Raw genomic sequence first — 24,287 nt, 5'->3', positions numbered from 1 at the left:
AAATTGGCGTGTTGGGCATTACCAGCTATGCTTATTATAAATAACAGCTTTATAAGATTATTATGCAAAACCGTCGGCAATTTTCTCGTATTATGTTCTCTACTGCAGCGCAATTAGTTATGGCTAGCAGCCAGTATGAATGCACTCTATTAGATATCTCTTTACATGGTGCGCTTATTACTAAAAGCGATGCATTTACTGGGAACAAAAATGACGAAGCAGTACTACGTTTTACTTTGCCACAAAGCGATATTGAAATAAAAATGCCGGTGGTTATTCGTCACATAGAAGAAAACCATATTGGTCTTAAATGCCATAGTATTGATATAGACAGTATCACGCATTTAAAGCGTTTAGTTGAGCTAAACCTTGCTGATGAAACATTATTACACCGCGAGCTTGAAACGCTTATTCACCAAACATAAATAGACGCACTGCGTGAAGTTGATTACCATAACCAAAAATAATTAAACGACGCAGATATGAGTTTAAACCCCAATCTACCTTTAGTTTATCATCCTAACTACTCGTTTAGTTTTGATCCCAAGCATCGCTTTGTAATGAGTAAATTTGCTCAGCTACACCAGCATGTTAAAACCCTTGGACTTGCTGGCAGTAATATCACAGAACCACCACATGGTAGTGTAGAAGAGCTAGAAATAGTACATTGTGAAAACTACATTCACGATTTATGGCATAACCGCCTAGATGAAAGAGCCATGCGCCGTATTGGGTTGCCTTGGTCACAAGCACTAATGAACCGCACATTTACCGCTCCGTTGGGAACACTGCAAACCGCGCGTTTAGCACTTGAAAATGGGCTTGCGTGCCATTTAGCGGGCGGCACTCATCATGCCCACAGTGATTTTGGCTCGGGTTTTTGTATGGTGAACGATTTAGCTTTTACCGCACAAACGTTAATTCAAAACCGGGAAGTTACCAACGTACTGATTTTTGATTTAGATGTTCACCAAGGCGATGGCACCGCAGCTATGCTGGCTCATCAACCTTATGCGTTTACCTGTTCAATACACTGTGAAAAAAACTTCCCATTTAGAAAGTCCCCTAGCGATTTAGATATTGGTTTAGCTAATAATATGCAAGACGCTGAATATTTAGGTATTGTTGACGATACGCTGCAATTTTTATTAAACGAGCTTAACCCGGATCTTGTTTTATACGATGCTGGCGTTGATATTTGGCAAGAGGATGGCTTAGGCAAACTGGATATTAGTTGGCAAGGGATAGAAAAGCGCGATCACTTAGTGCTTAAACGCTGCCTTGCAAATAATACTCCTGTTGCCACTGTGATTGGTGGAGGCTATGACAGAGATCATCAGCGCCTAGCAAAGCGCCATGGCATTGTTATAGAGCAAGCGGCTAGTTTTTAATTATATTTTTAACTGACTTGGCGTAATGCCGGTCCAACGCTTAAATGCTCGGCGAAAGTTAGGAATATCATAAAATGCAAGCCGATCAGCCACTTGTTCATTACCTTGCTGGCACACCCCCAGTAAATGCAGAGCTTTAAGTTTATTTTGCTCATCTTGTAATTGAGAGTAACTGACACCGTGTTGTTTTAACTTACGTTTAAACGTAGCAGAGCTCATGGCAAAATGCTCAGCACTGTTAGCAAGGCTGTTGTTTTTATCACGGTAAATGCGCTGGCACACAGCCTCAACAAAAGACTGTGATACATTCTTATGTAACTCACTTTGCGCTATGCACTGCTGCCACCTAAGCTGACTAGCCTCTGGGTTTGGGCACTTAAGTAGTTGTTTATCAAAGTGCCAACGGGTATAGGGTTGTTCAAATCTTACCCGTAAACCTAAATGCTGCTCATACTCTTGAATATGCCGAGGGCGTTTACAGGTAAAGTCAAAATAACAATGTGGATACACATTACATACTCGTTTTAGTAAGCTCATTAACGCAGCGCTGTATATTTCAAAGCAATAATTTTTTAATGACTCGTCAATACCGATACTCGGTTGCAAGTACAGATATAAATCGTCTTTAAATATATGCCTACGGGTAAATAATAAAGGGGCAATAACGGTACTAATTTGTTGTAATTGCTTTAAAGCCATACCTAAACTGGGGCTTAAACGCACACTTTGCACTGCTGGGCTAACGTCATTAACCAATTGATGACCGAGTAAAAAGCCACTATCATTACTCTTCATTAAGGCTTTAAACTGGCTAATTAAAGCCAATAACTGCGATAAACTAAAGCGCTGTGATAGATCATATAAATCTTGCTCAAAAATACCCGTACCACGCAGCAATTTATGCAGCGGGATCCCTCGCCCTTGGGCAAGCTCCACCAGCGCAGTGATCATTCCCTCCGCGCTGAGGTATTTATCATCTAGGCTAATATACTGCTGCACCTACAAGCGCCTTTTCTTGTTGTAATTGTTGATGTAACTGGCTGGTTTGCTGCACTGGATCTTGCGCTAAATCCATTGCCATGGTGGCGGTTAAAATATGCTGAAACTGTGCGCCTTTGCTTTTTGCGACTTTAAAAGCACAATGGTTAAGCGCCGCTTTCATTTGCGCTAGTAATTCTTTGGCTTGGCTTTGGCTGGTATTCGGCATAAGCACAATAAAACAATCGCCAGCATAGCGACAAAGCACATCATTTAACCGGCAATTCATTACTAATAAATCACTAATTTCTCGCAGTAACCTATCACCTTCACTAAAACCAAACTGCGCATTAAACTTTGCAAAATCACGAATATCAATAACACCTAAAGTGCCGCCTTGCTGCTCTGTTTGTTGTTGCTGCATGAGTGAATGTAAGTAGTTAACTCGGTATAACCCTGTTACCGGACAGACTTTTTCATGTTCGCGAAGATGCGCTTCACGACGACGCAATTGACGATTTAAAACAAATTGCTCTTGATGCCAATAATAAAGCCCTGCGCTGGTAAGCGACATACCAAACGGCGCTGGTAGTGACTCAAACCAGGTGAGCCATAATTGTGAAGGTTGCTTTAACCACTCATCGAGTAAATCGAGTGTGGCTGAGAACATAAACAAACCTAAACCTAACACTAATAAGGTAGTTACTTTACCTGGCGGTCGTGAAATAAGTAACGCAACTATCCAACTGAGTGTCATCAACACAATACCGCCCTCACCAACAATATCGAGCCACGCAATGTCTTGCCATTGCTTAAGTTCGCCAAAGTAAGCGCATATTGCTACAGCAATAACTAATAATAAAATGATGGTATTAGTTAATTTTGCATGGCTGGTAAATGGGTTATATCGCATTGTTTAAGTCTTCTAAGGTTTACACTATTACGTATGCTAGCGCGGTACTGATTTATTAGGCAGAGTCATTTTGGCTCATTGATATGACATTGAGATTAAAATTTATAAGTATTTAACCTAGTAATAACCATTTTTAGTGCGCTGGAGCCGTGTTTAAACAGCTCAACTGTCTGTTTAAAAAGCGCTAAGTTGTCGTTTTGTCAGGAATTAACTGTAAAACTGTCACATTAGCGTCATTAACTTTTTTTAGTTTGCTCACCAAACCAAGGACAACCGGAGCAAACCAATGAAACAATTTAAGTTAAATGCTGTTGTGGCGGCATTAGCACTGAGCCAATTTAGTGTTAGCGTAAATGCAGAGGAACAAACATCGCCAAGGGAACCTGAAGTAAAGGTTTCTGAAGAGCTTGTGGTCTATGGCGAGATTGGTTATCGCAACCGCTCGCAAGAACTAGCACCAACGCTTGAATATTCACAAGAATACTTTCAACGTTTTGAGCCACTTACCGCCGGTGATGCACTAAAGCGTGTTCCTAGTGTGACTTTTTTATCTGACGTACTTGAGTCTGACGGCGCTCGTATGCGCGGCTTAAGCCCTGCTTACACAAAAGTACTTATTAATGGCGAAGAAGTACCGGGTGCCGGTGCTGATCGCTCATTTTTTGTTGACCGCATTCCAGCAGAATTAATTGAGCGTGTAGAAATTATTCGTTCATCAAGTGCCAACCGCTCTGCCGATGCCATAGCAGGCACACTTAATATTGTACTTCGCGATGGCTACAGCTTAGACGGCGGTTATATTCGCGCTGGTGGCTTACGTTACGATGACGGCGAACTAAAAGAAAGCTTTGCGGGCGTTTACGGTACTGAGTTTGCAGGTGGCCGTTTACTCGTAGGTGCCAATTTACAAGGTCGTTATAACCCAAAACAAAAATCAAGCAGACGTTATGGCGATAGCCCTGAAAATAACCCTAATTATGCAACAGACGATTTTGATAACCGTGAAGATCAATCTGATACTCGTGATGGCGATGACACATCATTAAATGCCAGCTTTGAAAAGGTGTTTGATAACGGCGGCAAGTTTGATATTAGCGCTATGTGGGTTGATACCGACCGTACCGAAGATGAGCGCTCTTTTGAATACGACGACCCCACTGCAACCTCAGGCTCTGTCGTTGAGGGTGGTAATTTAATCTCAGATAACGCAAACGTTTCGTTTATTGATCAAACCAACTACAACATTAATTCTGGCTATGAATTACCACTACTTGGCGGTACCAGCAAATTTAAGTTAGGTTATGCCAGCTTTGAAGAATCAGTGTATGAGCAAGAGGTTGAACTTGATACGTCAGAGCTCCCAATGGTGTTTGAGGAAGCTGAAGAAACCGTTGATATCGATGATAAAGAGTGGTCATTACAATGGCAGCACAGCTTACTGGTAGGTGACTCGAAAGAAGTTCAATTTGGTGCTTTTGTACAAGGCAAAGAGCGCGATACCGCCATTTTTGTCGCTGAAGATGAAAGTGAGCAAACACTGACTGGATGGGCTCAATTTAGCGAGACGCCAATGTCATTAGCACAATTTAACAACGAATTTGAACCAGTAGACGGCGGTGTTAATAAACTTGAAGAAGATCGTTTTGATTTATTTGCGCTAATCAAGCACGAAGCGGATGTGTTCTCGTGGGAGATGGGGGTGCGGTGGGAGTCAACTGACTCAAGCATTACCGATACCAATGAAGGCGTTACTGCCGAAAATGATTATGACTTTTTCTTACCGTCGGCTCACTTTCGTTACAGCGTCAGTGATAACGGACGAGTCAGCGCCTCTGTTGCTCGCAGCTTACGTCGCCCTGACTTTGACTACATGACACCCGCCCTACTTGAAGAAGAGCTCGCTGATAATGACTTTTTAGGCAACCCAAGCCTTAAACCAGAATCATCTTGGGGTATCGATTTAGGTTACGAATACCGTTTAGGTAAAAGTGGCGTTGTAGGTGTAAACGTATTTTACCGTGACGTTAGCGACCTTATTGAAATTGCCAGTACCGGTGTTGAAGGCTCAGAAGGCGAAGGCACATTTGTACTGCAACCACAAAATACTGGTGATGGCACAGTTCAAGGTGTTGAATTTGATTTATCAACGCCACTGAGCGCCTTGAACATGCCTAATACAGGTATCTTCTTAAATTACTCTTGGCTCGACAGTGAAGTTGAAGACAGTTTTGGTAAGCGTAAATTTAACGACCAGTCTGATTATGTTTATAACGTTGGCTTTATCCAAGATTTACCAACACTACGCGCATCATTTGGGGCAACGTACCGTAACCAAGGTGATGCATACGGACGCTTCGTGGGTGAAGAAGTGACAACCTCTTACGGTGCTGATTTAGAGCTTTTCGTTGAAAAGCGCTGGGATGACATCACTCTACGCCTTGTAGGTTCAAACTTACTGGATGCCAGCAAAGACGAAATTTTCAATAAGTTTGACTCACTTGATGATCAAAACAATCGTGAATTTGATGAGTACGAGCTTGAATCGGAAGAAGCAGGCCCTGTGATTCAAGTAATGCTGCGTTACGCATTCTAATCACACGTATTGTCATTTTAAGCACGTAATGGCAAACCATCGCGTGCTTTTTTGGAGTTAAAACATGTTTAAATTGTCTTTCATAATGGCCGCGCTACTGAGCTCATCAGCGCTTAGTGCAAACGAGCCCATTATTTATAAAGATGCGCTATACCAACAACAAAAAATTGCCAAGTTAACTACGTTACCAGATAGCCTTAACTTTATGGTTATTGGTGATTGGGGACACAACGGCCACTTTTACCAAAAAGAAGTGGCTCATCAGCTAGAAATTGCTATGTACCAAACCGATGCCGATTTTATTGTCTCGACCGGCGATAACTTTTACCCAAATGGCGTGGCAAGTGTGAACGATCCTCTTTGGCAATCAGCCTTTGAGAACATATACCATGGCCCGCACACATTTGAAGATTGGTATGTTGTTTTAGGTAATCACGATTACTTGGGTAATGCCCAAGCACAAATTGACTACACCGAAAAAAGTCAACGTTGGCAGTTACCTGCAAGGTACTACAGTAAAACATTTGCGCTTGAAAACAACGAGCAAGTGTTAATGGTGTTTTTAGATACCAACCCAATTCAGCCTGAATATAAAGACCGTGATAAATACCGTTCAACCCAAGGACAAGACTATAAAACCCAACTTACTTGGCTTGAAACCCAACTTGCTGGCAGTAACGCAAAATGGAAAATTGTGGTAGGCCATCACCCGCTTTATTCAAGTGGTAAACGCTTTGGCCGCAACCAAGGGCTTCGCGACATTTTAGAACCTATTTTGGAGCGTCATAACGTGCACGCTTATATCGCAGGGCACGAGCACGACTTGCAATACAACCAACCAAAAAATAGCAAGGTGGCTCACTTTGTCTCTGGTGGTGGCAGCGAAGCGCGGTTTGTAAAACAACGTGAATTTACCCGCTACGCAGAAGCAACACCTGGTTTTTTAAGTATCTCTATCAATGGCGAAACTCTCAGTGTAAGCGCGATTAATCACCTTGGTGAAGTACGTTTTAACACTGAAAAGCACATAGATAAGTAAAGGATAAAATAATGAACTTTAAACTAAATACAATTTCAGCGGTGCTATCAAGTGCTGTGCTTGTAACTGCGCTTAGCGGTTGTACAAGTAATGACGATACCCAAAACACGACAGAAATAGCAAAGCTGGCTGTTGAGGCTAAGTTATTTGGCCCACAACAAAACATGCAAGGCTCACAAGCAGCAGCGCTAGGTGATAATCAATGGCTAATGGCGAGCGAAAGCCAGGGCTTATTACTTGCCGATAACGAGAAAAGCAGTGTGCTGTTAGCCGGTAACTTTGAGTCAATTTCACTAAAACAATTATCAGCGCAGCAATTTATATTAGCCAGTCTTGATAAAAGCCAAGACAACGTAGCTATTTTTAAGCTTACAAAAAATGGCCAAACTTGGCAGCTAAATGAACTCACTCGTATTACCCCACCTCAAGCTCAACCTGATGCTGTGTGTTTATTTAAAAACAGCAATACCGAGACTGTATCAGCGTTTGTGCCAGATGTTCGCGGCTTGATCAGCGAAACGGTTATATATGATTTAGCAACAAACCAAGCTAAAAATATCACAGTACGTGAATTCTCTGCGGTCACTGAGGCTTCAGGTTGTGCAGTAAATGACGACACAAAAACCCTGTATGTGGGTGAGGCAGAGCTCGGAGTGTGGGCCATTAATGCTGATGCAGAATCAGATGCCAATAAGCAGCTTGTGGCTTTAGTACAGCCATACGGAGAATTAAACAGTGAGATTGGTGCCCTATCAGTATCACAAGACGGTACTTTATGGCTGAGTGCCACTGATGGTAATTTGGTTTATGCTTACCAAGCTCAAACAGACACGCTTAGCCAATGGTCACTGGCAGGTGAGCACACTATTGAGTCTGTTGCAGCAAGCTTTATTAATGACAATCAAGCGCAGCTAGTTTTGATTGATGATGAAACCGGCGCTTACATTCAAGCAAACGTTAACTACGCAGCGCAACCTTCTGTCTCAAATAGCAAAGTTGCTATGACTCACCTTCATGCCAGCGCACAAACCACACCGGTTGCAGCGTTTGGTGATGCAGCAGATGACCCAGCAATTTGGATAAATGAGCAAGATGCTAAAAACAGCTTAATTTTAGGCACAGATAAACGCCGCGGATTGATGGTTTATGACCTTGCTGGCAACAAAGTACAGTCGCTTAATGTTGGCCGTTTAAATAACGTTGATGTGCGCCAACATCAAGGTATAAACAACGAAACCCATACGTGGATCACTGCCAGCAACCGTACGCTTAACAGTATTAGCGTATTTACTGTTGATGGCGATAACAAACTAAACCATGTAACAGAGGTCGCGACTAACCTACCTGAGATTTACGGTATGTGTATGTATTCGTCTGATTCTGGCCATTACGTATTTGTTAATGATAAATCAGGTTTATTTCAACAATACAAATTAACTGGTAATGCTAATTCCGTAACAGGTGAATTGGTCAGAGAATTTACCCTACCTAGTCAGCCAGAAGGCTGTAGTGCTGATGATAAACTAGGCCAATTATTTGCAGGTGAAGAAGATGCAGGTATTTGGTATATCGGCGCAGAGCCTACCTCTGGTAACAAAGCAGTAAAGCTACAAAGTGTTAATGAACAACTGGTGGCAGATGTAGAAGGTATGGAAATTTATCATGCTAATGATGCGCGCTATTTAGTGGTATCAAGCCAAGGCGATAATAGCTATGTGCTTTACAATATATCAGATGATACACAGCCGAGTTTAAGCTTTGCTGGTAAGTTTAATGTGATTGCTAACCTAGATAAAGGCATTGATGGCGTAGGTGAAACTGACGGTTTAACCGTTACAGCAAAAGCTTTACCAGGTTATCCTGAAGGCATGCTTATAGTACAAGACGGTTATAACCGTATGCCACTGCAACCGCAAAACTTTAAAGTTATTGACTGGCGAGAAGTGAAAAAAGCAATTAAATAATAGCTAACTCTAAATATACTGATACACACTAAAGTTTTAGTGTGTATCACGTTTAAGCCTTACTAAAATTTAACTAAAGATAATTTTTTATAAATGTATACTACACTTTATATCTATAAATTAATTGAGGTTATTATGCGGCTACCCTACTTCGTATATTTATTCATCAGCATTATATTTTGTACCAGCTCGCTTGCTAATGCCGAAGAGCCACCAGAACTTCCGCCATTAAACCCCAAATATGAAGCAGAGCATGCCATGGTATTAGTTAATAAGGGTTCAAGTGTATACGCCATTAACATTCCAAGCTTTGAGCTTCCTTATGATATGCATGTTATGTACAAGGTAGATGTATCTGATATTCCATTTTTAGATTTAGTACGTGACGCTGAGTTAGTTACAGTAAAATCAAAGCCGTTTAATATTCAACGCTTAATGCGAGGCGAAGAAGTCGCGATTACCGCAGATGTGTATCTTGGAGATTATAGACAAGGAGGTAGCTTAGTTTACAGCGATAAATTAATAGAGCTTAGCGAGCAGTTATTTACTCGTGAGCTAACTGATTTAAGTCCAGCCTCAAAATGGCAACAGTACGACATGGTTACGCTAAAAAATAACGAGCGTATTTACATTCACCAAATAACTCAACCACCAAGCTATCATCATATTATGTTTGTTGATTTAAGTGGTGCCTGTTTACAAAAGTTTAGCACCTCAACTGAAGTGCCCTCTGCTGGTGAGCTCAATTATAAATTTATAAATTGTGGCACATTGAAACCGATGTTTTATGATGCTGAAAGCTTAAGCAAATAAGCTTTATTTGAAAACGTGTTCAGCAATCAATTCAAGTCCAGCTTGCATCGCCAAAGTTGGTTGCCCAGCAAATCCTAAACGTACATAACTGTGTTGCTTAGGTATTAAGCTGCGTTCTGAGTCTTTAAAGTAAAATTCAGGCTCAACCTGTACATACACGCCTTTACTTTGCAGTACTTGCTTTAATTGGTCCACCGGTTTATTTAAATTAACCCACATCGCCATGCCACCGTCGGGTTTTATATATTCAATTGGATAGCCTGATAATTGCAGCTGCGTTAGATAATCACCCATCGCTTCATAGCGCTGCTTATAGAGCTTTGTCATACGCTTTAAATGGCGTTCAAAACCACCTTCTTTCATCCAGTGTGCGACAGCTAATTGCATAATCACATCATTTTTATGGTTCATTAGCTGCTTCCATGCGGTTAATTGTGCGATTACCCCAGGCGCTGCACAGATATAGCCAATCCTTGCTGCTGAAAACATAATTTTTGAAAACGTTGATAGATATATCACAACGCCTGCGGGGTCATCGGCAGCCATGGGTTGCAAAGGCTGGCAACGGTAGTGAAATTCATGGTCGTAGTCATCTTCAATAATCATCACATTATGGGCATAACACAGCTGATAAATTTGTAAGCGCCGGGTGGGTGATAAGGTCACAGTCGTTGGGTATTGATGCAGTGGCGTTAAATACAGAAGTTTAATGGGATAGCGTTCGAGCTGAGTTTTAAAATCATCAACACACAACCCTTCATCATCTTGTTTTATATCTATAAGCTGCGCGCCACATGCTGCAAATGCTTTACGAGCAGGCGGGTAACCTAAGGTTTCGGTTGCAACATAATCGCCTTTATTAATAAAGGCTTTTGATACTAAAAAAAGCGCTTCTTGAGAGCCATTACACATAAGAATATCGGCTGTTTTTAGGTTTCGTGCTTTGTGTAAATAATGACTAATTTGCGATTTTAAATTAGGCTCCCCAGCCACATTACCATAGTGAAATTGGCTGGTATCTAAATGATTAAACACATGACTTACAGAGCGTTTAAATTCTTTATAGGGAAAGCGTGTTAAATCGGGTAAGCCTCCAGCAAAGTTATAAGCATAGTGATTTAAGTCCATTGTAGGTTCTGACACCGTAAGCGTGGTAGCAAATCGATACGGCTTAGGAGCCAATGCTTGAGACTGGGCAGTGTTTATACTGTTTTGAATAGGCAATGTATTGGTAACGCTGTAGCCTGATCGTTCATAGGATTCCAACCATCCTTCTGCGACAAGAAGTTGTAGGGCATTCATTATTGTATGACGGTTTAATCCGTATGCTTGTGCCATATCGCGTGCAGAGCAGAGTTTGCTGCCAGCGAGAATGTCCCCTTTTATAATCGACTCCCTAAGTGCATCTGCTATTTGCAGGTATTTAGCTTTACTCTGGCTAGTGAGCTTTATATTAAGTGGCTGCATAAACACCTTTCTAACTGGTATAGGTAAAAATTAAATTTTGGTTGTTTTTAATAAACCAATAAAGCGTACATTTGTTATGAATAAATAGCAAAATATGGGGCTTATAATGTTCACAACGCAAATTCATCAAACCAACAAGGTTGCCTTAGAGCCACTTAAACTCAAACATCTCGAGGGTCTATATCAAGCAGGTAAACATCCACAAATTTGGCAGTGGGTATTAAGTAATTACGCACAAACTCAAGTTAAGTTGGAGCAATGGTTTACACATAGCGCGCAGTTTAATCAAAACGAGCAAGTGGTATTTGCCATTATTGATAAACATTCACAGCAAGTTGTTGGCACAACCCGTTTATTTAGGTTAGACAGTGACAACTTAAGCGCTGAAATTGGCCATACCTTTATTAGCTTCACTGCACAGCGGACATACGTAAATACGCATGCAAAATATTTACTTCTGAGATATGCATTTAATCAACTTAATTTAGTACGGATTAGCTTTAATACCCATGAGCACAATCAACAATCACGCAATGCAATTGCCCGTTTAGGCGCTAAGTATGAAGGAATAGCCCAAAAAGACCGACGCCTAGAAGATGGTTCATATCGCAACACCGCAAAATTCAGCATTATTGACGAACAATGGCCAGCTATAAAGCTACGGCTTGAGGAGCAATTATAATGTACCCACCCGAGCACTTTATGCAAAAAAATACCGAGCAATTGCATGCGCTTATTAATAACTTTCCATTAGCAACAATTTTTATGCCCTGCTCAAATAGTCAATTAAATAACATTTGTCATGTACCTATGTTATTCAACTCTTTAGAAAATATGTTTATTGCACATGTAGCAAAGCATAATCCACTATCAAAGCTTGATAATAAACAGGTGAATTTACTCTTTAATAGTGACAATTGCTATTTATCACCCTCCTATGCGGATAATCAAACATTGCCTAGCTGGCTTTACGCATCGGTGTTAGTGACTGCAAAAGTACATATTATTAAAGATGAGCTAAAAAAAGATCTCGTAATGCGAACCCTTACTAGTCATTTTGAGAAAACATTTGAGCCTGAGTGGAAAATTGATGAAGTGCCTGAGCGGCATCGCAATACAATGTATCAACACCTGAGTTTTATAGAGCTTACGCCAATTCACTGGCAAGGTAACTTCAAACTCAGTCAAAATAAATCAGCCGCTATAAGAAATAAAATAAAACAAAGTCTGGTAGATGCCAATAAGCACTCAGTAGCGGCCTTGTTTTAGGAATGAAAAAAGGCTCCTCGCAATGCTCAGAGCCTTTGGTTAACTTTGGGAATTAACTCGGTTTATTGATCAGATAAGATCAGTTTAGCGCCACTAACTGTGGCGCAATTGTTTGATAATCTACCGCCATGGCAATACTCAAAGCGGTAATGTTAATAATTGAAAACGCAAACACTTGGCGTGCCCAACGGGTGGTGTCTATGTTGTAGCGATACCCTCTAAGTGCCATGAGTAACCACCAAAAACTGGTGATACAGGCAACGGCCATAAAGGCAGCACCGGTATAACCACTAATTGGCAATAGCATCACCACTAAAGCATATACGGCAATATAAAGCACAATATGGCGCTTAGCTTTATTAACACCTTGTGCCACGGGCAATACTGGAATATTAGCGGCTTGGTAATCCTTAAAGCGAAAAATAGCAATTGCATATGAGTGCGGCATTTGCCACAAACTAAACATCACCAGCAGTATTAATGCGCCCATATCGAACACACCCGTAACGGCGCAATAGCCAACAACAGGTGGAACTGCGCCCGACAGACTACCAATAAAGGTGCCGTAAACAGAGTTGCGTTTCATGTAGAGGCTGTAAACCCCTACATAGATGACATAGCCAAAGGCGGCAAAAAATACCGCCGCTTGAGTGGTAAAGGCGATTAATAAGCCAAAGCCAATTAGCCCTAATAACACGCCATGGCTTAAAGCGGCTTTTGCAGACATTTCGCCCGTTACAGTCACACGTGAGCGAGTACGCGCCATGGCAACATCAATGTCTCTATCAATAACATTGTTTATGGCACATCCCGATGCAACAACAAGCGATAAACCAACCAAGGTAACCAACATTAACCATGGGTCTATATCACCGCGGGCGGCGAGTAAAAAACCACCGGCAACGCTGATCAAATTCCCCATAATAATACCTGGCTTAGTAACAGCTAAATAACGACGAAACATCTGAAACCTCTAATACATCATCATTGCGTTTGATTCATAAATGATCCAAACAGACAGTCCAACCACCATGACGATGATCAACGCGCTAAACAAGAAAGTAAAAGTATTTGCTTTACCTTCATCAGTGGTGAAATTAAGGTGTAAAAAGTATTTTAAATGCACCCAAATTTGCACGATTGCTAGAGTAACGATACTCCAAAGTGTGGTGACCTTTGAAAAGTCGCCCTCCATCACCATCCAAAATGGAATGGCCGTTAAAATCACTGATAAGACAAAGCCAATCAGGTATGTTTTAACACTACCATGTGACTGATCATGATGTTGGCTTTGCATTTGCTCTAAAGCATGTGTTTCGCTATGGCTCATTACATTGCCCCCATTAAATAAACAACGGTAAATACACAAATCCACACAATATCTAAAAAGTGCCAAAATAAGCTTAAGCAACTTAAGCGCGTGACGGTTTGTTTACCTAAACCGCGCTTAACCACCTCAATCATCATTATGCTCATCCAGATAAGGCCTGCAGTTACATGTAAACCATGCAAGCCCACTAATGAGAAAAACGATGTTAAAAAAGCACTTTGCTGTGGGCCATTGCCATGAACAATTAAATGATGAAACTCATAAATTTCCATACCAATAAACACTGCGCCTAAACAAAAAGTGACCGCGAGCCAACCAAGCGTCAGCGCCTTTTTTTGCCCTTGAGCGGCAATCATGGCAAAACCAAAAGTAATACTACTTATAAGTAGCGCCGCAGTTTCTACGGCAACAAAATCAAGCTCAAAAATATCTTTGCCCGATACACCACCTGCAGTGTTCATATAAAGCACTGCGTAGGTTGCAAAAAATGAGGCAAATAAAAGGCAATCGGTCATTAAATAAAGCCAAAAACCAAAGATTGTATCGCCTGAGGTATCGTGATGTTCATGCGTATGACTTACGCTATGAGGCTCTAAATTTACATGGCCTTGAGTTGCAGATAACGTACTCATGCGCTTACCTCCTTCGTATTACTGGCAATATGCGCGCCTTCAATTTGTAATATTTCATCGTTTTGCACGTAGTAATCTACATCACTGGTGTAAGCACGGTTAATAAACAGCGCAATCGCGCCAATAAAACCAAGCCCTGCTAGCCACCAAATATGCCAGATCATGGCAAAACAAAACGCCGTTAAACTCGCAGCAATAAGCACACCCGAAGCGGTATTTTTTGGCATATGAATTGGGCTATAGCTAGATTTACCTTGATAAGCTAGGCCTTTTTCTTTCATGTCAGTCCATGTATCAATATCATCAACATGCGGGATTTCAGCAAAGTTATAGTATTGCGGTGGTGATGACGTTGACCATTCAAGGGTGTGACCGTTCCAAGGATCGCCAGTGGTATCATCAAGCGCTTCGCGGTTTTTAAAGCTCACATAAAGCTGAATAACTTGGCAAATAATACCGAACATAATAATCACGGCGCCCACTGCAGCAATATAAAGCCAGATATTCCAATCAGGATTATTAGAGTGGTTTAAGCGACGCGTCATGCCTAAAAAGCCGAGTACGTACAATGGCATAAAGGCTACGAAGAAACCGATTAACCAACACCAAAATGACGCTTTACCCCAACGCTCATCAAGCTTAAAGCCCATTGCTTTTGGAAACCAAAAAACAAATCCGGCTAAGTAGCCAAATACTGCGCCACCAATGATGGTGTTATGGAAATGAGCGATTAAAAATAAGCTGTTATGCAATACATAATCGGCACCAGGGATTGCCAGTAATACCCCCGTCATACCACCAATACTAAAGGTAACCATAAAACCAAGCGTCCACAGTACGGGAACAGTAATGCGCAAACGGCCACGGTAAATAGTAAACAACCAACTAAATAACTTAACCCCAGTAGGCACAGCTATGACCATGGTCATCACCCCAAAGAAAGCATTTACATTAGCGCTTGAGCCCATAGTAAAGAAGTGATGTAACCATACAATAAAACCAAGAATAGAAATGGCACCGCTGGCATATACCATCGATTTATAACCAAATAAACGTTTACCAGTGAAGGTCGACACTATTTCAGAGAAGATACCAAAAGCTGGTAATACTAAAATGTATACCTCTGGGTGACCCCATGCCCAAAACAGGTTGATATACATCATGGCGTTACCGCCGGCTTCATTAGTGAAGAAGTGGAAATCTAAATAACGGTCTAGCGTTAGCATGGCCAGCACTGCGGTTAAAATTGGAAATGATGCCGCAATTAAGATATTTGCCCAGGTACATGCCCATGTGAAAATTGGCATTTTCATCAGTGTCATACCAGGGGCACGCATTTTAAATACTGTCACTAGGAAGTTAACAGCGGTTAATAGCGTACCGAGCCCCGATATTTGCAAGGCCCAAATATAATAATCGACCCCCACCCCAGGGCTAAAGGTCAACTCCGACAACGGTGGGTAAGCAACCCAGCCTGTTTTAGCAAATTCACCAAATATCAGCGATAGATTTATTAAAATGGCGCCACTAGCAGTAAACCAAAAACTTAAATTATTTAAAAATGGAAAAGCCACATCGCGAGCACCAATTTGCAGTGGTACAACAATATTCATTAAACCAATCATAAATGGCATCGCCATAAAGATGATCATAATAACGCCATGGGCGGTGAATATTTGGTCGTAATGTTCTGGTGGCAGATAACCTGGCGCGCCACTGGTAGCAAGCGCTAACTGCGCACGCATCATAATGGCATCAGAAAAACCACGAAACAGCATGATTAGCGCTAATAAAATGTACATAACGCCTAAGCGTTTATGATCAACCGAGGTGATCCAGTCGCGCCAAAGCACACCCCATTTTTTATATTTTGTTATTAGCCCAGCTATAATAAGCCCGACTATAGCAATCACCGCCATGGTAACCATGATAATAGGTTCATGAAACGGAATTGCATCTATAGATAATTTACCTAAAAACGACATGATTATTCCTCGCCCTGGCTGTGTGATGATGGCATTGTATGGTTACCCATTGCCTGATGCTCATTACTCATCTGCTGATGTTTACCCATCGAGTGGTGTTTTTTGTTCATATCGCCATGCGCCTGCATGTATTTCATCACTATGGTATGAAATAAACCTTCATCAACCTTGCCATAATAAGCGACGGGATTGTTTTCACTCGCTTTGGCAAGCTCAACATAATTGGCATGAGTAAGGCTATTAGCGTTGGTTTTAACCTGTTCAACCCACTGGTTAAAGTCAGCTTTTGTTGGTGTTGCGATGGCATTAAATTTCATACCAGTAAAACCCGCACCACTGTAATTAGCCGAAAAGCCTTTAAACGTGCCTGGCTCATTAGCGATTAAATGCAGCTTAGTTTCCATGCCCGCCATTGAGTAAATTTGACTACCTAACTGGGGAATGAAAAACGAGTTCATGGTACTTTCTGACGTGATTTTGTATTCAACCGGAACATTAGCAGGAAATACCAATTCGTTTACCGTAGCAATACCTTGTTCAGGGTAAATAAATAACCACTTCCAATTAAGTGACACCACTTCAACAGTTAAGTGTTCACCTTTACCCTCTATCGGTTTATAAGGGTCAAGCTCTTGAGTTGATTGCCAGGTGATCACACCTAAAATAACAACAATAACAATAGGAACCGCCCATACAACAGCCTCAATCTTATTAGAGTGAGCCCATTTTGGTGCGTAAATTTCATGGTTTTGTGTGTCTCTGTATTTCCAAGCAAAATATAAAGTCATCACAATAACGGGGATCACAACTAACAACATAAGCACAGTGGCGATGATGATCAGATTTTTCTCATCAATACCTATCTGCCCTTTTGGGTCGAGTACCCCGCCATTACAGCCTGATAAAATCAGCGCCATACTAGCTAAAGCAATATTAAAAAGGTTACGAATTAACAAGGGACTATCCTAAAACCTAAAGAGTTTTTATTAGCTGCCAAAAATATTTAGCAACGATATTTGATAAAAACCCAAGTTAATTAAAATTGAATTACAAATAATGCAGAGCGAATGCAAGCATGAAGTATTGACCACTGGCTTAATAAAAAACACCTAGCAGAACCAACCCAGCTTTTTTAAACACATTAATATAACGCAATAAAAATTAACTTGGGTGAGGTGTGGTTGGCTGAGAGTGAGTAAAAACACTAAGCTACAATGAAAGTAATCGTTATTTACAGCAAGAATAAATAATTAGATACCACAGGTGTAACCTATACCCATAAAAATTAATGGGTAAACAGACAACCTGTAAAGCTAGGTGGAGCACGACAACCATGTGCAGCTTGCACGGGTTGCTGAACTTTAGCCTCGCTAAAAGCAAAGGCTGCTTTACGGAGGATTATTCCAGCACGACGCGCTGGAAACATGTGGAACAATAGCCAACAAAGGCCAATAAGTAACTGACACGATAAGATAGGATGAGCTAAAAATTCGGCAATAGTCAGTAATAATGGCTCTATAAAAAAGCCATCACTGATCAATGCTTCAAGCCTAAAGGCATCCTCGATAGCGCCACTAAGCAACATAACGGCATTAAAAACTAATAATGTTACAGCCACACTCACGCCTCTTTTCGCTTTATTAAAGCGCTCATGCAACACTGACTTACCTAAGGTAAGCAAAGCGCTGGTATGAAACAAAGAAAATGAGTTCAAAAACATTAACCTATTAAAATGACTAATAACAAAATTAGGTATACACCGTGGCAACAAAAACAAGTTGCAGCCGTAAAGCCTTATACAGTGACATGAAATACAGTCTCAACGCATTAGCACTATTTTGCTAAGCTAGAATTGATCCGCATCAATAGAACTTTCAAAACTTACTGAAAGTTCGGGCATGAGTATAACAAAGAGAGTTTTCTGTTCAAGATAAAAACACGATTATTTTATCAGCTGGTGATTTATTTATGGCGATATAAATAAAAAACCTCCCGTAGTGAGCTACGAGAGGTTTTTTGTTTAAACAGAAATAAATCTATTTAAAGAATTTGGTTTTCTTTCCATACTTGCTCTTTGGCTAGACGCTTTTTGCGTTTATCGCATGGATCATCGCAATCACATGCTTTATCAATACCTACAGAGCCTAAGCCTCCGCAGCTACTCGCCATCGATTTTCTTTGAACTATCATGCCTATCGCCATCGCAGCGACAATTAAAATAAGTAAGCCAAAGGTTAGAAAAAAAAGTGACATTGCTTAGCCCCTATTGTTCAGCAATAAAATGAGCTCAAATAGCGTATTTGAGCTCCGTATATTATATACCCTCATGCTAAGGATATAAACCTAAAGACTATAAATAAGGCTTAAACGCAGGACTTGAATAAGTGACTAAACCATCAGGCGATTTAGCAATTAAATACACTGGTAAATCATGCTGCTGCGCATAACGTTGTGCTTTTTCCATTCCCATAACCGTTAAAGCAGTCGCTAAACCGTCGGCCGTCATAGCGCTAGGGTGTAAAACTGTAACAGAAACTAAGTCATGCTTAATTGGCATCCCTGTCATAGGATCAATAAGGTGAGTATAGGTTTCGCCATCCATTGTATAAAAGATTCGATAATCACCTGAGGTGGCAATACCGTTATTGCCTGGTGCAAGTACACGGTGTACTTTTCGCTCACCTGGGTTTGCATCAGGTTGTTCAATTGCTATTCGCCATGCTTGATTGTCTGGTTTTGTACCTGCAATACGTAACTCCCCGCCAATCTCAACCATGTAATCTGTAATGCCTTTGCTTTGTAATAGCTCAGCCACTTTATCAATACCATAGCCTTTTGCTGTAGCTGAAAACGACAATTCTAAATCAGCCATCGTTTTTGCTAAGCCTTGCTCGTTAAGGACCAACTTATCTATACCAATGTTATTGATCATATTTGCCAGAGCTTCATTCGTTGGGCGCTTTGTTGGTTTTTTATCTGGACCAAACCCCCATAAATCTATCAACGGCCCCATAGTCACATCTAGGGTCTTAGTTGAATTACCTATACGCATAGATTCACTAATAACTGCCCTGAAGTCATCACTGATTGGCATTACTTCGTTGGCATCTAAACGGTTAAAGGTGTTTATTTCTGAATCTTCGATATAGGTCGACATAGACTGGTTGATATCAACTAAAACCGCATCGATTTCTGCTTGTACTGCTTGAGGGTCAACTTGCTCAGCGTAAAACTTAATGTGGTAAGTTGTACCCATCGTTTTACCTTCTAAGTAGGTTTCCTCTGGGACTGATTTTCCACATCCAGATAACAGTAAAGTCAGCGTGATTATAAATAAGGCGATTATGCCCTGGGGAGTATTTACTTTGTTCATAACAACCCTACTTAATAGGTTAAAAATTAATATAAAAAAGCCTCGTCACATAAAATGCGACGAGGCTGGTATTTTAACTAAATTTAATCAGTTTGGGTATTAGCCACCGAAATCATCTAGTAAGATGTTTTCTTCTTCAACACCTAAGTCTTTAAGCATAGTGATAACAGCCGCATTCATCATTGGAGGACCACACATGTAGAACTCACAATCTTCAGGCGCTTCGTGATCTTTAAGATAGTTCTCAAATAACACGTTATGGATAAAGCCAGTGTAGCCTTCCCAGTTATCTTCTGGTTGCGGATCTGAAAGCGCAGTGTGCCAAACGAAGTTTTCGTTTTGCTCAGCTAGGCCGTCAAAATCTTCAACATAGAACATTTCACGTTTAGAACGCGCACCATACCAGAAACTAATTTTACGCTTAGAGTTTAAACGCTTAAGTTGGTCAAAGATATGTGAACGCATTGGTGCCATACCTGCACCACCACCTACGAATACCATTTCAGCGTCTGTGTCTTTAGCGAAGAACTCACCAAATGGACCAGAAATAGTTACTTTATCACCTTCTTTAAGTGACCAAATGTACGAAGACATTTTACCACATGGTAGGCTTAGGTTTCTTGGCGGCGGCGTAGCGATACGCACGTTAAGCATGATGATGCCTTCTTCTTCTGGGTAGTTAGCCATTGAGTAAGCACGAATTGTTTCTTCGTCTACTTTTGACTCCAGATCGAAGAAACCAAAATGGTTCCAATCGCCACGATACTCTTCAGGAATATCGAAATCTGCATATTTAACATGGTGAGCTGGCGCTTCGATCTGGATGTAACCACCCGCACGGAACGGCACTGACTCGCCATCAGGAATTTGTAGCTTAAGTTCTTTAATGAACGTCGCTTTGTTATCGTTAGAGATAACTTCACAATCCCATTTTTTAACACCGAAAATTGACTCTTCAAGTTCAATTTCCATGTCGTTTTTAACATTAACCTGACACGCTAGGCGACAACCTTCACGTGCTTCACCTTTAGAGATGTGGTCAAGTTCAGTTGGCAGAATATCACCGCCGCCTTCTTTAATGTGTACGCGACACTGGCCACAAGAGCCACCGCCACCACATGCAGAAGATACGAAAATACCTGACTCAGATAGTGCGCCTAATAGCTTACTACCTGCTGATGTTTTAATGGCTTTGTCTGCATCGCCATTAATGCCGATGATGATATCACCGCTTGCAACTAGCTTAGATTTAGCACCAATGATGATTAAAACTAGTATTACAACGATAGCGATAAAAACACCAACGCCTAAGAAAATATCCATGATTGACCTCGCTATTATTACAGTGAAATACCAGAGAATGACATAAAGCCAAGACCCATCAAGCCAACAGTGATGAAGGTAATACCTAAACCACGTAAACCATCTGGTACGTCTGAATACTTCATTTTCTCACGGATACCTGCAAGTAATGTAATTGCAAGCGCCCAACCAACACCAGCGCCAATACCATAAACAACAGACTCGCCGAAGTTATAGTTACGCTCAACCATGAAGGCTACCGCACCAAAAATTGCACAGTTAACTGTGATTAGTGGTAGGAAAATACCTAATGCGTTGTAAAGCGGTGGGAAGAACTTATCTAATGCCATTTCAAGAATTTGCACTAGTGCTGCAATAACACCAATGAAAGTTAAGAAACGTAAAAAGCTAAGATCTGCTTCTGGGTAACCAAGCCACTCTAGTGAACCTGGCGCTAATACCGCATGGTAAACCAAGTTGTTAACCGGTACTGAAATACCTAATACAACAATAACCGCTACACCTAGGCCAATTGATGTAGTTACTTTTTTAGACACGGCTAAGAAAGTACACATACCTAGGAAGAATGCTAACGCTAAGTTTTCAATAAAAACGGCTTTTACAAATAAACTAATATAATGTTCCACTTATCGCCCCTTACGCTTTAGCTTCTACTTGGTCTTTCTTATAAGTACGAAGTACCCAAATGAATAAACCAATGATGAAGAATGCACTCGGTGGTAAGATCAATAGACCCATAGGTTGGTACCAACCACCATTTTGTACTAATGGAATAATATCAACACCGAATAGTGAACCTTTACCGAATAACTCACGAATAAAGCCAACAGTAAGTAACACTACAGAGTAACCTAAGCCATTACCAATACCATCAAGGAAAGACATTAATGGCGGCGACTTCATTGCATAAGCTTCAGCACGACCCATTACGATACAGTTAGTAATGATTAGACCAACGAATACTGATAACTCTTTTGCCGTAGCGTAAGAGAAAGCTTGTAGTACTTGGTCAACCACGATTACTAATGATGCAATAATCGTCATCTGTACGATGATACGTACTGATGATGGGATATGGTTACGAATAGTCGAGATAAAAAGGCTAGAGAATGCAGTTACCAAGGTCAATGCAATTGACATGATTAATGCATTTTTTAAGCTAGACGTTACCGCTAGCGCAGAACAAATACCAAGTACTTGTAATGCGATTGGGTTGTTAGCGAAAACTGGACCAAATAGGACCGCCTTCATTTCTTTAGTATCAGCCATTAGTTCAATGCTCCTTTACGTACTTTCGCAAGGAAAGGGCCAAAGCCATTTTCGCCAGTCCAAAAATCAACTGCATGGTCAACACCATTAGACGTTAATGTAGCACCTGAAAGACCATCGATCTTATGCTCATCACCGGCTGCAGTTCCTTTAACGATTTGGATTGGTAACTCTTTACCTTCCCACGTTGCAGTCCACTGTGGGTTTTGAATTTCACCACCTAGACCAGGTGTTTCGTTATGTTTGTAGAAAATGATGTCTTTAATAGTTTCGCCATCGCTTTCAAGCGAGATAAAACCGTACATTAAACCCCATAAACCATAACCCTGAATAGGAAGGATGATTGCATCAGTAGAGCCATCGTCTTTTTTAGAGATATAAACAGGCGCACGCTTGGTAATACGTTGAATACCTGCGATGTCCTTAATACCATTCTCTTTTAAAGATTTACTTAAATCAGCATCGTATTTGCTTTTTTCAAAGTCAAAATCTTCTACCGGCTCAGCAAACTCACCACTTTGCATATCAACAAAGCGAGTTTCGATTTTAGCATCAAACGTTTCGGCAACGTTATCAACTTTGCCAATACCAGCAGCAGCTAAGATATTGCTTTGAATATCTTTTGCTTTATTTGCTTTTTGCAGAGGGCGTAGTTGTACAGATGTTAGCGATACAATAACTGCACACACTAAACATAATGAGACAACAACAGCTAGCGTTTTGCCAATTGATTCGTTATTACTAGACATTACGTGCCAACCTCCGCTTGATATTAGCTTGCACTACAAAGTGATCGAATAAAGGTGCAAACAAGTTAGCAAATAAGATTGCTAGCATGATGCCCTCTGGGTATGCAGGGTTAACAACACGGATCATGATAACCATAAAGCCAATAAGCGCACCGTATGCTAATTTACCTTTATCAGTAAATGCAGCAGATACAGGGTCAGTTGCCATAAAGAACATACCGAATGCAAAACCACCCAATACCATGTGCCAGTACCAAGGCATAGCAAACATCGCATTGGTTTCAGAACCAATGGTGTTCAGTATTGATGAGGTTACTACCATACCTAGGAATACACCTAGCACGATACGCCAAGACGCGATGCGCACGTAAATTAGGAATAAACCACCAATAAGTACAGCTAGCGTAGACGTTTCACCCATAGAACCTTGAATGAATCCGTAAAACGCATTCCACCAAAGCTCAATATCAGTCGCGTAATTTAACGTACCAGCAAACGCTTGACCAAGCATAGTCGCGCCAGAGAATGAATCTACGGCAGTCCATACTGTGTCACCTGAAATTTGTGCAGGGTATGCGAAGAATAAAAACGCACGACCAGCAAGCGCAGGGTTTAAGAAGTTACGGCCTGTACCACCAAATATTTCTTTTGCTATAACTACACCAAAAGTAATACCTAGTGCAACTTGCCATAAAGGAATCGTTGCAGGCAGAATTAATGCAAACAATACAGAAGTTACAAAGAAACCTTCATTAACTTCATGCTTACGCACAGAAGCAAATAACACTTCCCAGAAACCACCGACAATAAAGGTAGTTGCATAAATAGGTAGGAAGAAACAGGCTCCGTAGAACATTTTCGCACCCCAGCCTGCATCAACGGTTAATTCACCGCCAAGTAACTGGAATAAACCTACTTGCCAAATATTCGCTAGCTCAAAGCCATTACCAAGTGCAATTGCAGCTTGATGACCAATGTTGAACATACCAAAGAACATGGCAGGGAACGTCGCCATCCACACTAAAATCATCATGCGTTTTAGGTCGATATTATCACGAACGTGAGTTGAACCTTTATTTACGTAACCTGGCGTGTAAAAAATAGTCGCAGCAGCTTCATACAGCGCGTACCATTTCTCATGCTTACCACCTGGTTCAAAATGTGGTTCGATATCTTCTAAGAAAGTTTTTAAGCCCATT

The 24,287-nt window shown here is 41.0% G+C and carries 24 protein-coding genes; 8 read left to right on the top strand and 16 right to left on the bottom strand.

Annotated elements, in window-relative coordinates; translation table 11 throughout:
- Nucleotides 1-62 precede the first annotated feature (62 nt).
- Both ACNSN2_RS03450 and ACNSN2_RS03445 read left to right on the top strand, forming a co-directional pair.
- The gene (locus ACNSN2_RS03450) at nt 63-425 is read left to right on the top strand and encodes a PilZ domain-containing protein (RefSeq protein WP_008111924.1); all 363 of its coding nucleotides are present in this window, start codon (nt 63-65) and stop codon (nt 423-425) included.
- A gap of 57 nt (nt 426-482) precedes the next feature.
- The gene (locus ACNSN2_RS03445; RefSeq protein ID WP_109875603.1) at nt 483-1,391 is read left to right on the top strand and encodes a histone deacetylase; all 909 of its coding nucleotides are present in this window, start codon (nt 483-485) and stop codon (nt 1,389-1,391) included.
- Here the strand turns inward: ACNSN2_RS03445 and ACNSN2_RS03440 are convergent, their stop codons facing one another.
- Nucleotides 1,392-2,390 carry a helix-turn-helix domain-containing protein gene (locus tag ACNSN2_RS03440; protein ID WP_075170658.1) on the bottom strand — a complete coding sequence of 333 codons (999 nt, stop codon included), beginning with the start codon at nt 2,388-2,390 and terminating at the stop codon, nt 1,392-1,394.
- Nucleotides 2,374-3,282, bottom strand: coding sequence for a GGDEF domain-containing protein (locus tag ACNSN2_RS03435; RefSeq protein WP_024601898.1), 909 nt, complete (start codon nt 3,280-3,282; stop codon nt 2,374-2,376). Before ACNSN2_RS03435 ends, ACNSN2_RS03440 begins: the two co-directional genes overlap by 17 nt.
- 286 nt (nt 3,283-3,568) lie before the next feature.
- Here ACNSN2_RS03435 and ACNSN2_RS03430 point away from each other — a divergent pair, with 286 nt between their 5' ends.
- The 4 genes from ACNSN2_RS03430 (at nt 3,569) to ACNSN2_RS03415 (ending at nt 9,691) form a co-directional block, all read left to right on the top strand.
- A complete protein-coding gene (locus ACNSN2_RS03430) occupies nt 3,569-5,875 on the top strand; it encodes a TonB-dependent receptor plug domain-containing protein (protein ID WP_418608574.1) in 2,307 nt (768 codons plus the stop codon).
- Nucleotides 5,876-5,939: 64 nt separating this feature from the next.
- Nucleotides 5,940-6,914, top strand: a complete 975-nt coding sequence (locus ACNSN2_RS03425) for a metallophosphoesterase (RefSeq protein WP_418608573.1) — start codon at nt 5,940-5,942, stop codon at nt 6,912-6,914.
- Between the two features lie 11 nt (nt 6,915-6,925).
- Nucleotides 6,926-8,878, top strand: coding sequence for a phytase (locus ACNSN2_RS03420; protein ID WP_418608572.1), 1,953 nt, complete (start codon nt 6,926-6,928; stop codon nt 8,876-8,878).
- 135 nt (nt 8,879-9,013) lie between these two features.
- The gene (locus tag ACNSN2_RS03415) at nt 9,014-9,691 is read left to right on the top strand and encodes a hypothetical protein (protein ID WP_418608571.1); all 678 of its coding nucleotides are present in this window, start codon (nt 9,014-9,016) and stop codon (nt 9,689-9,691) included.
- Between the two features lie 3 nt (nt 9,692-9,694).
- Here the strand turns inward: ACNSN2_RS03415 and ACNSN2_RS03410 are convergent, their stop codons facing one another.
- Nucleotides 9,695-11,158, bottom strand: a complete 1,464-nt coding sequence (locus ACNSN2_RS03410; RefSeq protein WP_418608570.1) for a PLP-dependent aminotransferase family protein — start codon at nt 11,156-11,158, stop codon at nt 9,695-9,697.
- A 106-nt stretch (nt 11,159-11,264) separates the two neighbouring features.
- Here ACNSN2_RS03410 and ACNSN2_RS03405 point away from each other — a divergent pair, with 106 nt between their 5' ends.
- Both ACNSN2_RS03405 and ACNSN2_RS03400 read left to right on the top strand, forming a co-directional pair.
- Entirely contained in the window at nt 11,265-11,840 is a 576-nt protein-coding gene (locus ACNSN2_RS03405) for a GNAT family N-acetyltransferase (RefSeq protein ID WP_418608569.1), read from the top strand.
- Complete coding sequence (locus ACNSN2_RS03400) at nt 11,840-12,427, top strand: FMN-binding negative transcriptional regulator (RefSeq protein ID WP_418608568.1); 588 nt, start codon at nt 11,840-11,842, stop codon at nt 12,425-12,427. Before ACNSN2_RS03405 ends, ACNSN2_RS03400 begins: the two co-directional genes overlap by 1 nt.
- 79 nt (nt 12,428-12,506) lie before the next feature.
- Here the strand turns inward: ACNSN2_RS03400 and cyoE are convergent, their stop codons facing one another.
- The 13 genes from cyoE to ACNSN2_RS03335 all read right to left on the bottom strand — a co-directional run bounded on the left by cyoE (nt 12,507) and on the right by ACNSN2_RS03335 (nt 24,286).
- On the bottom strand, nt 12,507-13,391 hold the full coding sequence (gene cyoE, locus ACNSN2_RS03395; RefSeq protein WP_008111919.1) for a heme o synthase: 885 nt from the start codon (nt 13,389-13,391) through the stop codon (nt 12,507-12,509).
- Nucleotides 13,392-13,400: 9 nt separating this feature from the next.
- Entirely contained in the window at nt 13,401-13,757 is a 357-nt protein-coding gene (cyoD, locus tag ACNSN2_RS03390) for a cytochrome o ubiquinol oxidase subunit IV (protein ID WP_008111918.1), read from the bottom strand.
- A complete protein-coding gene (gene cyoC / locus ACNSN2_RS03385) occupies nt 13,757-14,389 on the bottom strand; it encodes a cytochrome o ubiquinol oxidase subunit III (RefSeq protein ID WP_418608567.1) in 633 nt (210 codons plus the stop codon). Before cyoC ends, cyoD begins: the two co-directional genes overlap by 1 nt.
- Nucleotides 14,386-16,374, bottom strand: a complete 1,989-nt coding sequence (gene cyoB, locus ACNSN2_RS03380) for a cytochrome o ubiquinol oxidase subunit I (RefSeq protein WP_008111914.1) — start codon at nt 16,372-16,374, stop codon at nt 14,386-14,388. Before cyoB ends, cyoC begins: the two co-directional genes overlap by 4 nt.
- A gap of 2 nt (nt 16,375-16,376) precedes the next feature.
- A complete protein-coding gene (gene cyoA, locus ACNSN2_RS03375; RefSeq protein WP_008111912.1) occupies nt 16,377-17,330 on the bottom strand; it encodes a ubiquinol oxidase subunit II in 954 nt (317 codons plus the stop codon).
- A 329-nt stretch (nt 17,331-17,659) separates the two neighbouring features.
- Entirely contained in the window at nt 17,660-18,088 is a 429-nt protein-coding gene (locus tag ACNSN2_RS03370; protein WP_010391099.1) for a hypothetical protein, read from the bottom strand.
- A 326-nt stretch (nt 18,089-18,414) separates the two neighbouring features.
- The gene (gene nqrM, locus ACNSN2_RS03365) at nt 18,415-18,627 is read right to left on the bottom strand and encodes a (Na+)-NQR maturation NqrM (protein ID WP_010391098.1); all 213 of its coding nucleotides are present in this window, start codon (nt 18,625-18,627) and stop codon (nt 18,415-18,417) included.
- Nucleotides 18,628-18,724: 97 nt separating this feature from the next.
- The gene (locus ACNSN2_RS03360; protein ID WP_138605619.1) at nt 18,725-19,747 is read right to left on the bottom strand and encodes an FAD:protein FMN transferase; all 1,023 of its coding nucleotides are present in this window, start codon (nt 19,745-19,747) and stop codon (nt 18,725-18,727) included.
- A gap of 99 nt (nt 19,748-19,846) precedes the next feature.
- The gene (nqrF, locus tag ACNSN2_RS03355) at nt 19,847-21,070 is read right to left on the bottom strand and encodes an NADH:ubiquinone reductase (Na(+)-transporting) subunit F (RefSeq protein ID WP_008111899.1); all 1,224 of its coding nucleotides are present in this window, start codon (nt 21,068-21,070) and stop codon (nt 19,847-19,849) included.
- Nucleotides 21,071-21,087: 17 nt separating this feature from the next.
- Nucleotides 21,088-21,696 carry an NADH:ubiquinone reductase (Na(+)-transporting) subunit E gene (gene nqrE, locus ACNSN2_RS03350; RefSeq protein ID WP_006791490.1) on the bottom strand — a complete coding sequence of 203 codons (609 nt, stop codon included), beginning with the start codon at nt 21,694-21,696 and terminating at the stop codon, nt 21,088-21,090.
- Between the two features lie 10 nt (nt 21,697-21,706).
- Nucleotides 21,707-22,339, bottom strand: coding sequence for an NADH:ubiquinone reductase (Na(+)-transporting) subunit D (locus ACNSN2_RS03345; protein WP_006791491.1), 633 nt, complete (start codon nt 22,337-22,339; stop codon nt 21,707-21,709).
- A complete protein-coding gene (locus ACNSN2_RS03340) occupies nt 22,339-23,088 on the bottom strand; it encodes a Na(+)-translocating NADH-quinone reductase subunit C (RefSeq protein ID WP_008111895.1) in 750 nt (249 codons plus the stop codon). The genes ACNSN2_RS03345 and ACNSN2_RS03340 overlap by 1 nt, the downstream gene beginning before the upstream one ends.
- Entirely contained in the window at nt 23,081-24,286 is a 1,206-nt protein-coding gene (locus ACNSN2_RS03335; RefSeq protein WP_008111893.1) for an NADH:ubiquinone reductase (Na(+)-transporting) subunit B, read from the bottom strand. Before ACNSN2_RS03335 ends, ACNSN2_RS03340 begins: the two co-directional genes overlap by 8 nt.
- Between the last annotated feature and the right edge of the window lies 1 nt (nt 24,287).

The organism is Pseudoalteromonas sp. US3C1013 (assembly GCF_048401115.1).
GTDB classification, from domain to species: Bacteria; Pseudomonadota; Gammaproteobacteria; order Enterobacterales; family Alteromonadaceae; genus Pseudoalteromonas; species Pseudoalteromonas undina.
This window is presented reverse-complemented; position numbering and strand designations above follow the sequence as displayed.